This is a genomic window from Aquabacterium olei (assembly GCF_003100395.1).
Taxonomy (GTDB): domain Bacteria; phylum Pseudomonadota; class Gammaproteobacteria; order Burkholderiales; family Burkholderiaceae_C; genus Aquabacterium; species Aquabacterium olei.
Genome location: NZ_CP029211.1, coordinates 115,290 through 129,962, shown reverse-complemented (window position 1 = coordinate 129,962; position 14,673 = coordinate 115,290). Strand labels below are relative to the sequence as shown.

Annotated in this window: 5 protein-coding genes; all 5 read right to left on the bottom strand. The window is 69.5% G+C overall.

The window, feature by feature from the left end:
- Positions 1 to 3: 3 nt before the first annotated feature.
- The 5 genes from DEH84_RS17955 to DEH84_RS17935 all read right to left on the bottom strand — a co-directional run bounded on the left by DEH84_RS17955 (position 4) and on the right by DEH84_RS17935 (position 14,665).
- Positions 4 to 705, bottom strand: a complete 702-nt coding sequence (locus DEH84_RS17955; RefSeq protein WP_109038584.1) for an energy transducer TonB family protein — start codon at positions 703 to 705, stop codon at positions 4 to 6.
- A 9-nt stretch (positions 706 to 714) separates the two neighbouring features.
- The gene (locus DEH84_RS17950; protein ID WP_109038583.1) at positions 715 to 1,116 is read right to left on the bottom strand and encodes an ExbD/TolR family protein; all 402 of its coding nucleotides are present in this window, start codon (positions 1,114 to 1,116) and stop codon (positions 715 to 717) included.
- A gap of 7 nt (positions 1,117 to 1,123) precedes the next feature.
- Complete coding sequence (locus tag DEH84_RS17945) at positions 1,124 to 1,531, bottom strand: ExbD/TolR family protein (protein WP_109038582.1); 408 nt, start codon at positions 1,529 to 1,531, stop codon at positions 1,124 to 1,126.
- A gap of 13 nt (positions 1,532 to 1,544) precedes the next feature.
- A complete protein-coding gene (locus DEH84_RS17940; protein WP_109038581.1) occupies positions 1,545 to 3,206 on the bottom strand; it encodes a DUF2341 domain-containing protein in 1,662 nt (553 codons plus the stop codon).
- A gap of 173 nt (positions 3,207 to 3,379) precedes the next feature.
- Positions 3,380 to 14,665 (bottom strand): two-partner secretion domain-containing protein, encoded by an 11,286-nt coding sequence (locus DEH84_RS17935; RefSeq protein WP_109038580.1) that lies wholly within the window; start codon positions 14,663 to 14,665, stop codon positions 3,380 to 3,382.
- Positions 14,666 to 14,673 lie beyond the last annotated feature (8 nt).

Below are 14,673 nucleotides of genomic sequence, written 5' to 3'. Positions count from 1 at the left end.
CGGTCAGCCCGTCACGCGGTTGGTGATGCGCATGGACAGGGGTTGCGGCAGATTGGATGGGACCTGGTCAATGGCGGGCAGGCGGGTCAGCGCCTCCTGCAGCAGGCGGTCGGTCTGCGGGTCACCGGAAGACGAGGCCAGCTCGATGCGGTGAAGTTGGCCGTCGTCCGCCAGCCAGACACGCACGTTGACGCGGTAATCGCTGCCTTTGAGTTCGGCGCGACGGGCCAGCTCGGTCTGGATGTGGCGCAGCAGGCGGTTGGTGAAGAACGCAAACTGCATGCGGTTGCCGCCGCCCGGGCCGGTTCCGATCGCGCCACCCTTGTAGTCCTGCGAGACAGTGCCAGCGGCAAAGGCACTGGGCCCATCGCCCGCCGGGCCGTCCATCTTCAGCTGCTGCGGCTCAGGCGGGGCTTCCATCGGCTTGGGCTGCTGCATGGGCACGGGCTGAGCCTGCTGCGGCTGCTTGTCGGGCTCGGGCTTCTTCTCTTCCTTGGGCGGAGGCGGAGGCGGCGGCGTGTCGGGCAGCACCGCGATCTTCACCGTCTGGCGCCGGGGCGGGGCAGGGCCGTCCCCCAGGGTGGAAAACAACCAACCCGCACCGCAGACCAGCAACACGGTGATGACTGCAGGCGCCAGCCAGCGCAGCTTGCCACCCTCGGCAGCGCCACCGTCCGGAGTCGGATTCAGTGCCAGCTCGGCCATGTCGTTTCCTCAGGTCCCGATGCGCGAGGTGACGAGGCCCATGCCCACCTCGAGCTTGTTGCACAGGTCGATCACGGCCACCACCTTGGCGTAGTGCGTGCGTGCATCGCCCTTGATGGCGACGCTCATCTTCGGGTCGCGTGCTCGGGCGTCCGCGAGCTGGCGCTCCAGATCCGCCATGCTGATGGCCGCGCCGTTGAGGAGCAACGCGCCATCGGCCATCACCTGCACGACCTTCAACTCGTGCTTCTCGGTGCTCGGCTTGTTGCTGGGCTTGGGCATGTTGACCGTGAGGCCCTGCACCGACGCCGTCGTCATGAGGATGAACACGACGAGCAGCACGTACGCCAGATCGAGCATGGGCGTGACGTTGATGCTGTCGTAGGGCCGGGTGTCGTCCTGAACCTGCATGTCGCCCTCACTGCGCCCGTTTGGTCGCCAGACCGATTTCGGTGATGTCCAGGCGCTTGGCGATCTCGAGCACCGCCATCACCTTGTCGTACTGCGCCGCGGCATCGGCCTTCAGGATCACGGGCAGGGCCGGATTGGCGGCCTTGTACTGCGCCAGCGTGGACTGCAGCTCCTCCAGGCTCACCGGGTAGGCATCGAGGTACACCTGCCCGTCGGCGGTGATCGTGATGCCCTTGGTTTGCGGCTTGGCCAGGTTGTTGGCCGCCAGCGTCTGCGGGCTCTCCACCTTCACGCCCTGCACCGAAGCGGTCGTCATGATGATGAAGACGACGAGCAGCACGTAGGCCAGGTCCAGCATGGGCGTGACGTTGATGTCGTCATACGCCTGCAGATCGCCTTTGATGTCACCGGCCATGACTGCCTCGCGCTCAGCGTGCGCCGTGGTTTTCGGCCACGCGCGTCACGAACTCGTCGACAAAGATGCTCATGTCGGCCGAGATCGACTTGATGCGTGATGCCAGGTAGTTGTAGCCAAAGAGCGCCGGGATGGCGACGCCCAGGCCGGCCACCGTGGCCAGCAGCGCAGCCGCAATGCCCGGGGCGATGGCGTTGACGTTGACGTCGCCCGCGGCAGCGATGGCCGCGAAGGTGATCATGACGCCGACAACCGTGCCGAGCAGCCCCAGAAAGGGCCCACCGGAGATCGCGATGGTCAGCAGCACGATGCGGCTGTTGAGCGTGTGTCCCTCGCGCACCAGGTCGGCGTCGATGGCGGCCTTCACCGCGTCGATCGAGGCGCCGCTCAGTGGCGCTGCGCCGGGTGCGCCGACATCCCGCTTGCGCAACTCGCGCAACCCAGCCTGGTACAGCCGCGCCAGCTGCGAGTGCGGCATGCCTTGCGCCGCCACGGACATCACGTCCTTGCTGTCGCGGAACGCGGCCAGGAAGCGGCGGTTGTCCTTGTCGGCGCGGCCCACCAGCACGGCCTTGTCGTACATGACCCAGACGGCGATGACGAACATGATGGCCAGGATCACGATCACGACCCAGGCGTCGGTGGTGAGGTTGTCGACCAGGATGGCGAAGTGGCCTGCCTCACCGGCTTGCGCTTCGGACTCGGCGGTCTCGGGCGTCTGCGTCACCGACAGAACCAGCTTGGCTTCGGCGCCCTGCGCCGCGTGGGCGAACTTCACCCAGTCGCTGCTGCGCACGGTGTTGGCCACCTCCAGCTGATCGACCTGACCGGTCAGGCCGGCACCGACCGAGATCTCGCCGGCAATGGGTGCCTGCCCGCCCGCGAGGTCGGTTTGTGCCGCCTGTGCACCGTTCACATACAGGGTCAGCTTGCCCGCGCCGACCGTGACGGCGAGGTGTGCCCAGGAAGACGCCGGCAGCGTGCCGCCTGCGGCCTGCGCCGCACCAAGCGTGGCCTTGAGCGATCCGCCGGCCACAACCAGCTTGAGCGCCCCCTGTTCGAACACCGTGCCATCCAGCGTGGCCGGCTTCAGCCACAGGCTCACACTGTGAGGCCCTTGCGGGTCGCCCTTCAGCGTCTCGCCCTTCCAGGTCAGCGGCTGCCCCTGAAGCCGGGCCGCTGCACCGATCAGACCGTTCGCTTCCTGCGCCACCGGCCCGGCAGGCTGCAGGCCACTGAGGAGTTCTTCACCGGCCTGGCTGCTGAAGGGGACCACGGCCCGCATGGCGGCGTCGAAGAGCTTGGGCGATGTGTTCTCGGCAGTCGCCTTGTCGTGGCCGGCATACACGTACACGGCGTTCTTGTCCGTGCCCGGTGCCACGTTCGGCAGCTGCACCCACAGCACGGCCAGTTCATTTGCACCATCGAAGCGCTCGACCCAGAACTTCAGCGGGGTCTTGTCGTCTGCGGCGACGACGCGCAGGTCACTGCCATCTTCGCGCGCCCCCACAAAATCGAAGTTGCCCGAATGCAGGCGCACCGGAATGACCGGACCCGCGAGCGCCTCCTGCGTGGTCACGCCATCGCTGGACGTGTTCAGCGTCACACGCGTGCGCTGTTTGTAGTCGGCATCCCACCAGGCACGCGCAGGCGCACTGGCGAAGGCAGACAACATGGCAATCAGGCAGACAGCTTTCCGGACGGCATTCATGGCAACAGATGTTCAGGACAGGTGAGCGATTGTCAGAAGGGGGTGTGTCCCCCTTGGTAAAGCCGATGGTCCGATCGGACCAGCGCCCCCTGGACAGGTGGTGCAGATCGGACCATCGGAGCGAGCGCCGCCCGTTGTCAGCGGGCGCAGTCGGGATCGTTCGGCGGGCAGGGCGAGGCCGAGCCCGCCTGGGGGGCACCGCCCCGGGTCACGCCTTCATCGCCGAGGCTCAGCAATTCCACCGTGAGGATCCCGTTGGTCTCCTTGCGGCGCGCGGCCTGGCTGGCCTCGGCCAGCTGCGTGGCGCCCGAGGTGGCTTCTCCGGGTAGCTTGGTGCCGACCTTCACCGACGGACGGGCGACGGTGGGCGCACCGCCCTTGACGTTGCCCTTGAGGTTGTCGCCGCCCTTGACCGGCCCGGCCACGCGGATGTCTCCGCCCGACTCGTTGCGGATGAAGGTGTCGAGCGCCAGCACACCGCCGATGGGCGCGAAGAGGTCCACCGTGCCGCGGGACGTGCCGTCCGCCTTCTTCAGCAGGCCGATGCCGCTGCCGGTGGTGACGGCGGGTGAGCGGAACACCACCGCCCCCGTGAGGGGATCGACCACCGGCACCGGCGCAGGCACCGTCACGTCCGTGTTCGAGCCGCGGCCAGAGTCGATGGCCCCGCGCCGGCTGTACAGGACGAGGTCACCTTCACCGACCACAAAGGCCTTCTGGGTGTTGACCTGGAAGTCGGCGTCGGCCAATGCGCGGATGCTGCCGCCGTTGTAGGCCACCAGGCCGCGCGTGGCCGCGTTGTCCCGGTCGGTCGGCGTCGAGGAAGAGTAGCCCACCAGGATCTGCCCACCGGGCGCGAAGAGGTCGGCGCCCCCCGACAACAGGTTGCCATCCGCCAGGGTGTGGATCTTGCTCGAAGCCAGGTTGATGTCGCCGTCGAAATGGAAGCCGGCACCCAGTCCGGCCAGGCTGGTGGCCTCGTCGACCTGGGCCCACAGCGCCTCACGTTGTGCCTTGCGGCGCTGGTTCTCGGCCGGATCGGTCGAGTCGGCCAGTTCGACCGCCTGCTGGCCCAGCCGGCGTACCTCGCCCATCAGGATCTCGTCCTTGAACTGCTGGAAGGCCGTGCCTTCGGTGCGGGCCGGGTCCAGCCCGAGCGCGCTGGCACGGACTGCCCACGCGTCGGCGTACGCCTGGCCCGGGGCCACGTAGCGGGCCACAAATGCGCGGTCGACCAGCGCCTCGGCGAAGCTCAGTTGATGAGCCTGACTGAACTGCCTGTAGTACTGCAGCGCCGCCGGGAAGGCCGATGCCAATGCCGTCCGCAACTCGGTGCCCACGAGGCCGCTTAGATCTGGAAGCTGGCTCGCGGGCAGGGCCAGCACGCCACGCACATGGTTCACCAGCGCCACCTGTGCTTGCGGGTCGGAGGCAAGGTAGCGTTGCATCAGGGCGTCCACGTCGACACGCCGGTTCATGCCCGCGCTGACGCGCACGCTGGCCCCGGTGTCCGGCAAGGCGGCGTTGCCGACGTTGAAGGCCGAGATGCCGTAGTAGCTGCCCGGCAGGTTGCCAATGGTCTGGATGCCGCCCGCCGTGCGCAGGTCGAGGTCGGTCCCGGCTTCGACCTGCAGTTCACCCGGCCCGGCAAGCTGGATCATGCCGCTGTCGCGGTCGCTGGGCGTGTTGTCGCGTCCCACGATGCGGCCGCCCGCCTTGATCAGCGTGACGTCGGTCTCGTGGAAATGCTGACCGGCAAAGCTGAGGTCCACGATGTCCCCACCGGCTTCCACCACCGCAGCCTTGGGCACGGTCAGCCGCGTGTCGGTGGTGATGCTGCCCCCCGCGTACAGCGTGGCGGGCAGGGCATCGTTCTGGTGCAGGGTGCTGCTGTAAAGGGTGTCGACCGAGAGCTTGCGGTTGTCACCCGCCAGGCCGAGTTCAGCCGGGCGCAAGGTGGCGTAGGCACCGTCCGTCCAACCGGTTTCCAGGGCAGGGCGGCTGACGCTCGGCCAGCGTGCCGGGTCGCCGTCCAGCATGATGACGCCTCGGCTGCCGCCAGTGATGGCGAGGTCGTGGCCCGCATAGACGCTCAGGTTGCCCGTGGCGGATGGGAAGAGCCACAGCGCGTACAGCTCCGATGTCAGCAGTTTGACTGCACCGTCCAGGGCGCTGACCTGCACGGTGGGCGGCGCCACTTGCGCCAGGCGGTTGCTCACCGCCAGCGACCGGGTCACGCGGTCTGCGGCCGGCATGAGTTGGCCACTGCCATGCAGGTAGTTGAAGTAGCCCTGTACCGTGGTGGGCCGGGTGGCCGTGCCCACCAGCGTCTCGAACGACGAGAAGGCGCCTTCCGCATTCCACACGACATCACCCGCGGCGCTGGACAGCCGCACGCCGCTGTCGCTGCCGTACGTGAAGAAGGAGGCCGCACTTTCGGTGGGCATCCGCGTGGCCGAGGGCGATGACAGGGCCGTGGGGTTGTAGACCGCGGCGACTTCCAGCCCGGTGCGTGCCTGCAGCGACCAGTGGCCATCCATCAGGGCGAGGATGGCGCCCTGCCCGGGCACGTCGGGCTTCACGTTGGTGCCGGTCGTGAAGGCGCCGCCTGCTTCCAGCCGGCCTTCACCCCGGCCCAGCAGGTAGATGCCGCCCCGGATGTCGCCCCCGGCCTGCACCGTCACGTCACCGCCATTGCGCAGGTCGAGCGTGGGGGTGCCAGGCACGGCCTCTCCCTCTGCGCTGGTGCCCCAGGTCTGCACATGACGTGCCGACGTGGGCGCCACGACGCCGAGGTTGACGATGTCGCCGCCCGCAGAGACGTGCACGTTGCCCCCGCCAAACGAGCCCAGCCCCTGGCGGAAGGCAGGAAGGTAGCTGGCCCATGCGCCCAGGCCCACGCTGCCGTCGTCGGCCATCACCCCCGCGTGCAGCAGCCAGTTGCTCGGCAGCTGAACCGGGGCGGCAGACGCGATGTTCCGGCCTGCGTGGACCTCCAGTCGACCCCCGCGGTGGGTGTAGCCCATGGCTGTCACGTCTGGCGCGGCCGCCACCTGGTCGGCCGGCAGATCGACTGGGCGCCCCGCGACATACACCAGCCCCTGCACGGGCGTGGTGCCGGTTCCCGGCGCCAGCACGACGTCGTGCGCAGCGGCCATCTCGATGGAACCGGTCGTCGTGCGCACCACCTTGCCGGCCGCCACAGTGAGGTCGGCCTCGGTCGCTGCGTGCTGCACGGCCAACAGGTCGGACGCATTCAGATCCGCGCCGGCCGTGAGCCGGAAGGACGCCGCATCGCCCGATGCGACGCTGCCCGTGGCAGCGGCGGTCGTGAAGCCGTCACTCAGGCTGCCATGGATGCGCAGGTGTCCGCCAGCGCGGAGGGTCAGCATGAGGGGCGCCAGGGTGGGGTCGTCCGCGCGGTCGGCGCGCCACATGTTCCAGTCGCTGGACACGGTCAGATCGCCGGCCGCACGCACTTCGACGCCTGCACGCAGTTGCGCCTGGCCCAACAGGCCCAGCGAGCGCATCACCACATCGCGTGAACCCAGGAACTCGGCCGCATGCGTGCTGAGGTCACGCTGGCCCAGCAGCGTGCCGCTGCTGGCTGCCGCGCGGATGCCGGTGTAGGCCTCGCCGCTGTCGTTGCGTTCGTACACGCGGGCCGACTCGACCAGCACTTCGCCCGCTTTCAATGTGGCTTGCACCGGCGCCATGCGGAGCGCGCGGGCCATGGCTTCGGCATCCAGCACCGGATCGCTGCCCTCGCCAGCCTGCGCCGCCGCGTCGGTGGCGAGCGCCACTGCGGCGGCCAGTTCGTTGTCGTCCCGCTCGGCGCGCAGCACGATGCGCCCTGTCCCAGCGTCCACGGTGGCGCCTGCGCGCAGATCCAGCACACCGGGGTCCGTCACGGTGCTCAGGGTCGTTTCACCCGTGTCGGGGTCGACGGTCGAGATCACGCGCGTGCCGGTGGTTGCCGACAGCAGCACGTCGCCGCCTTGTGCGCCGGCTCGGCTCGACGCGGCCTGGATGCGCGCGCCCTCTTCCAGCGTCAGGCCACGCGCCGACAACTGCACCATCCCGCCTTGCGGCGCCCGGGCGTCGATGAGGGCGTCGCCGCCCAGCGTGAGGCTGCGCTGATCCACCGAAATGCGCGTGCGAACGGCCTTCATGGCCGTGTGCAGGCTCTGATCCTCGGTACCGCGCAGGCGGGCCGTGACCGCACCGTGCATTCCCCCTTCGTTGCTCAGTTCGGCCAGGCGGTCCAGCGTGCCGCGCACACCGGCCGCGGCGCTGGCCTGGGCCGCTTCGGCAACACGGCCTGCGTCGACGATCAGCTGGCCACTGAGCGTGTCGGTGCTGGCACGGCCCAGCAGGGCGGCGTCAGCGCCGAACACCACGCGACCGGTCTCGGTGGGTGCGCTGAGTTCGATCGTGCCGGCGGCCTTCGCGCTGTCGGACGCGGAGGCCGTCTTCCAGCCCACCACCTTGCCGGTGCCGTCGTGCACGGGGATCCCGCCGGCGGACACATCGATCTGACCCAACACCTCGATGTCGCCCGAAGCCGCGCGGATGCGCACATCGCCGCCGGCCGAGCTGGCCGCCCACGTGCGGCCCGCCTGGACGACGGTCCCCGCGGCACGGGTCACCGAGCCCTTGCCCAGCACCACGGTCCGGGCGCTGTCGGTCGCGCCGCGGCCTTCGATCTCCAGTTTGCCCGAAGCCACCTCCACGCGGCCGTGCTGTTCAACCCGCGTGCCGGACAGGGTGAGCGCCGCGCCCAGGCCCGTGGTCTCACCCAGCGTGCGCGAGCCCGCTGCCTTCTCCACGCGCAGAACGCCATCGGCCCGGGCCTGATGCGTTCCGCCCGAGAGCGCCGTCACCCGGGCCGCGCTCAGCGTCAGGTCGCCCTGGGAGGACAGGCTGTTGGTCTGCTTGCCGCGGCCGTCGAACACCAGATCGCCCTGGCTCGCCAGCGTGACCGACTCGGCCGCCAGGCGCACCGGCCCGGCCCCGACGATGAGTCCGCCCGTGCGGACATCCGACAAGGCCGGGGTGGCCTCGAGGCGCAGTCGCCCGGCGCCGGTCAGGTCGGCCGGCGCCGCGCGCCCGGTGGTGTTGCGGAGCACCACCTCGCCGGCGCGCACGGTGATGTCGCCCCCCTGGCCGACGAGGGCCGGGGCGTCGAGTGTCAACCGGGCCGTCTTCGCGCTGCCCAGGCTCGCATTCGCCGCGAACTGCATGGCACCGTAGCTGCGCATCTGCGCGCGTTCGGCGGCGTTGACGCTCTCAAGCAGGCCGCCGGCCAGCACCAGACCGGGGTCTGCGGTGGCGTCGCCAATGGCGATCTGCCCGGCGGCGACGCTCATGGCCCTGGCCTGGATGGCCGTGCCCGGGTTCACCGACAGCGCGCCCGCCGCGTCCATCACCACATGCGCTGCCTTCAGCGCGCTGGGTGCGGCCACCGACGAGGCGATGCTCAGCCGGCCTTCCAGCCGCGCCCCCGCAGCCACCGAGGCAAGGTCACGCTGCACGTCCAGGCCCTTGTTGTGGCTGACGGCCAGCGTGGCCCCGTCACCCTGAACACGGACCACGCGTTGCACATCCGTGTCGGCGTGCTGGCCTTCGTCGACGGTGAGGCTCACCCCTTGAGCCACATCGATGCTGTGCCGGGCCACCGCGATCAACTCGCCGGTGGACACGTCGCCATCGAACCGGATGTGCTCGGCCTTGGCGGTGACGACGGTTTCGCCCTTCACCTCCTCGCGCTGCCCCCCCAGCAGAATGCTGTCGGCTTCCGTACGGGACAAGGCTTCTGCCGACACCAGCACTTCGCCGTCCTCCAGCCGGGTGGTGCCGGCCAGGCCGACCACCAGGGAACGGCCCATGCTGAGGTCGAGCTCGCCGCCCTTGAGCTGGTAGCTGGCGGTCCAGTCGAACGCCTGGGTCGAGAGCAGGGAAACGCGCCCGCCCGAAGCAGGTCGCGTGCCCTCCTGCGCGCTCAGGAAATCGTTGATCGACACGCGGTCGACCCGTGACTGTGCGGCCGCCGTCGCAGCCGGTTCCAACAGCAGCGCGAGGTTGCGGCGGTTGGCGCCGTTGATGTTGGTGCCCACGGCCGTCTCGAAGCCTGAGACCAGCACGCTGCCATCGGGCCGTGTCAGCCCGGTCGCCAGCGGCTGGTCCGACACCAGCGTTCGGGTCGACACCAGCACGGCGCCCGGCAGGATCCCATAGCGTGCAGGCAACAGCGTGTAGGTGCCCGGTGGCAGGGCCCCGTTGGCACTCGTGATCCGCACCTGCGCACCGACAGACAGGGGCTGCCCGTTGGCTGCTGCAGTCAGCGCCGTCTGCGTGTCATAGGGGGCAAACTCGTACGTGTGGCCCGGAACAATGGCATAGACGCCGGCGCGGTTGAAGGTGTCCTTCGTGCCGCCCACGCCTTCGACGAACTCCCACGCCAGCAGGTCACCACCGGCCTGGGCCTGGATACGCGAACTCGATGCCACCGTCAGGTTGGGCGAGTCGACCGTGACGTCCTTGTGCAGGTCCACCAGATCCAGCACGGCCTTCGCATCCGCAGAAGAGGCAACGCCGGCCTCGCTGGTGCCATACAGCCAGCGCTGACCGTTCAGCATGAAGCCCACCGGCACCACCAGCCCCTCACCGCTGACGGAAAGCCGGCTGCCGTCCTGCAGCGCCACCTGGGTTCCGGTGATCCGGATGTCGCCGAACGGCTGGTCGATCGTGCCGGCGTGGTTCACCGTGCCGGCGTCCAGGGTGAGGCGCCCCAGGGCAGACAGCGGCGACGCGCTGCTGGCGCCCTTCTGGGGATTCAGGGTCTGCAGGGTGGACGTTGCCGTGCCCTCGATGCGGGCATCGGTCAGCGTGCTGGCGTACAGGTTGCCGGCCTGCAGTTCGAGGTGGCCATCGAACAACAGGGCCGCGGTCGGCCGCGTCGTGCCAGCGCCCAGGCCGTTGAGCCGGATCTCGCCATTGCGGCGCGCGCCCACCTCGTGCTTGGCAGACAACGTGGCCCGCAACGCGACGTTGGCGAACCCTTGGAAGGCGTGTGTGCCATACCAGTCGATCAGCCCTGCGTTCACCGTCAGCGCGGCCGTGCCCGTCGTGGCCGCGCCCGGCGGCTGCATGCCCAACGCCGGGTCGGCCGATCGGGCCGAGCCGATGCTGACATGGTGTGCCTGTACCGTCACGGCGTTCGGCGTGCCGGAAGCACTGGCCTCTGCGGCGATGACGGGCGCGTCCAGCACCACCGAGCGCAATGGCACATGGCCCGCACGGTCGGCCGGTCTCGCGACCAGGTTGGCATCGCGGCCCAGCACGACCCGCTCGCTGGCCGTGAAGGACAGGCGATCAAAGCCGCTGTCCAGCAGCCCCGAGGCCGAGACCTGGCTCTCACCAAAGGTGCGCGCGGCGGCGTCCGTCGACACCGTCTGCCCTTCGCCCACCACCCGGATGCGGCCCACCTCGGACACGCTCTGCTCCGGAAAGGCCGAGCCCGGCACCGAGTCCGGCTGCAGCTGGAAATCGCGGATGCTGCCTGCCACCGAGCGCGCGTTGAACTGCCCGCCGGCCACGCTGGCGTCCGGGCGGTGGGCGATCAAGGTGCCGCCCAGGTAGAAGCCATACAGAGAGGACACATTGAGCGTGCCCGCTGCAGCGCTCACGGTCGTGGCCTGACGCGACACCCCCGTATGCAACGCGGCCTGTGCACCGCTCAGGTTGATGACCGCCCCTTCGTCCATCAGCACCCAGCCGCGTTGGGCGTCCGGGTTGAGGCTGACCGTGCCGCCGCCCAGCACGTCGCCGACAAGTCGCGTCTGGCCGGCCACCGTGGCGGCGCGCACCCGGGCCGCGCCCGATACGTCGATCAGGCTGGTGTCGTGCAGTTGCACGGCCTGGTCAGGCAGGTAGCCCACCGGGTCGAGCTCGAGCGCGTTGGTGGGCGACGAGCCCACGCGGTGCAACACCGTGTCGGTGCCCAGTCCCACCGTCACGTCGCCGCCGTGCGCCACCAGCGCACCGTGCACGTCCACCCGGTAGCTGCCGCGCAGCGTGAGGCTGCCGCCAAGCCCGGCGTCCATCACCGCGCCCTCGCCCAGCGTGACGCTGCCGCCCCGGTTCAACCCGGTTGGCTGATTCGACATCGCCACATCGGCCTTCAACGCCGACGCATCCAGCGTGATGGAAACCGGCTGCCGCAGCGCATCGTCCAGCACCACGCGCTCGGTTTCTGCGGCCATGGCCACGCCCGTCGGGCCGGCGCGGCCCACATTGATCTGCGACCAGCTCACCGGCTCGCTCAGGTTGACGAGCCTGGGCGCGATGCGGGTGTGGTCCGCCACCACGATGTCGCCCTTGGTCTGAAGCGTGAACGTGCCGAAGCCGCCTTCGGAGAAGAAGGCCGGCGCGATCTGCAGTCCGCTTTGCAGTGCCTGCGGCACCTGGGCCGTCGGCTCACCGATCCAGAGGCTCCGCAAACCACCAATCGCCAGCTTGCCGCCCCGGCGGAAATCGAAGCCACGCAGGGTGCCAGCCAGGATCAGCTTTCCAGAGACGGTGTCTTCTGGCACGCCTGCCGGCACGGCGGTGTTGACCTGCAGGTTGATGCCGCCGGCATCGCCTTTCACCGTGCCCGACGGTGCGCCACGCAGCAGCGCGGCCGACACGTCAAGCAGCGCGCCCTCGGCCACCGAGGCGCTGTGGCCGGCCTTGATCGCGATCTGCCCGCCATCGCCCTCCGCGCCGCGGGCGCTCGCCCCGCCCGACACATCGAGCACGGCCGTCGACGCAACGACGACATCCCCCGGGCCGGCGCCAGTGGCATTGCCTTCGCCAGTGCCACTGGCGCGCGCCTGACCGGCTTCCAGCGCGATGGTGCCGCCTGCAGCGCGCACCTGCCCCGCCATCGTCACCGTGCCGCCGCCCTGGCTTGCCGCCAGGAACGAACCCGACGCACCCAGATCCAGTTTCACGTCGGCATCCACGTTCACGTCATGCGGCACCGCGTCGCTGGTGTGGGTCGCCTTCAGGGCCACGGCCGACGCCCCGCTGTTCTGCAGCATCTTGGCCGACACGCGGGTCTCGGTCGCCAAGCCGGCCAACCAGTTCGACGCTGCACCCGCGTCTTCATCGGGCAGATTGGGCATGCCACCCGCGGTGTCTGCCTGCAGGCGCACCGATCCCTGGGTGTTCTCGATGTCGACGCGGCCGCCCAGCGGCCGCACAGCGGCATACAGGTGCGGCTTGTCGATCAGGGTGGCGAGCCGCCCCAGCTCGGTCGACACCTTGGTGTTGAGGCGCACCGTCGTGTCCGCGGCCGAGACCGTCGTTCCGCTGGGGTTGCCCCACAGTTGCAGCGGCCCCACCACGGCGTCGGCCTGGATCTCGGCGCCGATGTAAAGCGTGCTGCCCTTCAGGCTGAGCCAGCCGGCATCTGCGCCTTCCACATAGCTGGTCTCGCGTGGCTGTATCGCCGTCGACGCCAGCGACAAAGGGGCGGCCTCGCCACTCAGCTGGCCCGGGCTGATGAGTCGGTCATAGCGCACATCCGGTCGGGCCTGATCCAGCGACACCGACGTGCCGGCCCCGCGGCCCAGCACCGAGGTCAACAGTTGCCCCGCGTCATAACGCTTGCTGCCCCCGGACACATCGAACTTCACGCCATCGGCCACCACCAACGCGCCATCGGCCTCCACTCGGAGGTTGCCGCCGCGAACGGACAGCTCACGTGCGGTGCGCTCGATCAGGTTGTAGGCGCCTTTCACGTTGGCCACGGCGACCGGCTTGCGGGCATCGAAGTACACCTGGTTGCGATACAGCACCCCACCACGCTGCACGGGCGTGTCGGCCAGCTCGTTCTGGTAGAGGCTCAGCATGAGCTGGTTGCGGCTCATGGGCAACGCCACGTCCCGCAGGCCGGCCACACTGAGCCGCACATCCCGGTCGATGAAGAGGCTGGCTTCCTGCGTGGCCGTGCCTTCACCATTGAACAGCGGGTTCTGCTGCGTGGCGGCGGCCATGATGGACAGGTTGCCCGACACGGCTTCCACCAGCGCACCCGCGCCGATGCGGATGTCCTTGCCGAAGAGCTCGACCGTGGACCGGTAGAAGGTCTCGGCGTCTTTCTGCGTGGCGCTGTCCTCGCTCGGTGTCACGCGGGTCACGCTGCCTGCGCCGATCTCCAGTTGGCCCAGGTTGCCGTTGACGACGTTGTCGGCACTCGCCGTGGTCGACTGCACCGCGTGCAGCAGGATGGCGCCGTTCTGGCCCTTCACCGCGGTCGTGGCCGACAGCTTGCCCATCTGGCGCACCACCATGCCGACCAGGTTGATGCGGCCCTTGTCCGCCACCACCTCGTTGATGCGCTGTTCCAGCCCGGTGGTGCCGGTCTCGTTGGTCACCGTCTCGCCATCGCGCACGGTGTACGTGCCCGTGGCCGCCTGCTCCACGGTGTTCACGCCGGCGCGGGTCGGCGTCACCAGCGGGTCGAACGCATCGACCGTGACCCACAGGCCACGCTGCGCCGCATCGGTCGAGCTGAAGAGATAGACCTTCTGGCCGGCTGCCATCACGGTCTGCCCGGACGGCGTCTCGATGCGGCCCTCGTTGTACACGCGGGGGGCCACGAGGATCACGTCGCCACCGGCCAGCGCCTTGATCTCGGCGCCGCGCTCCACCGACACAAACCCCTGGTCCTGCTGGTCGGTGCCGCCAAAGGTGGGCGTGCTGCCACCTTGCGCCGAACGGATGCCTTTCAGGAAGGTTTCGTCAGCCAGCTTGAGTGCGGTGGCCACAAAGCGCTGGGTGTCGACCCGGGCGGTCGGGCCGAACAGGATGCCGTTCTGGTTCTGCAGCAGCACCTCGCCATTGGCCTGGATACGGCCCAGGATCACGCTGGCCTGGTTGTCCCAGATGTTGTTGAGCGCCGAGCCCCCCGTGGGCTGAACGAAGCGCACGGTGTAGCCCGGGCCGATGTCGAAGGTGTCCCAGTTGATGATGACGCGGTCATCGAACTGGTCGATGCGCATCGTGCGGGGGTCGGTGGTGTCGATGCGGAAACGGTTGACGTCCACTGGATTGCCGGGGGTCTTGCCGCTGAAGTCCCTGAACCGCTGGGGCAGGTTGGCCATCGGGCGCCCCGCTGCCGCCTTGTCGGCCATCACGGTGGGGCTGCGGGGGATCAGCGTCGACAGGGGCATGCCCCCCGCCGCATGCGCGCCGAACGGGTCCCAGGCGCAAGCGGCCAGCACCACGGCGGCCGCGCCGCCCAGACACGGGGCGCCGCGGCGCGCGCGACACTGGCCACTGGCCGACTTGCCTGCGCTGCGGGCGTGTTCGGCGGCGGGCACACACATGCTGCGGCGACGGTCGAACACCAGACGATGGACGTGCTTGTTCATGGCAGGAA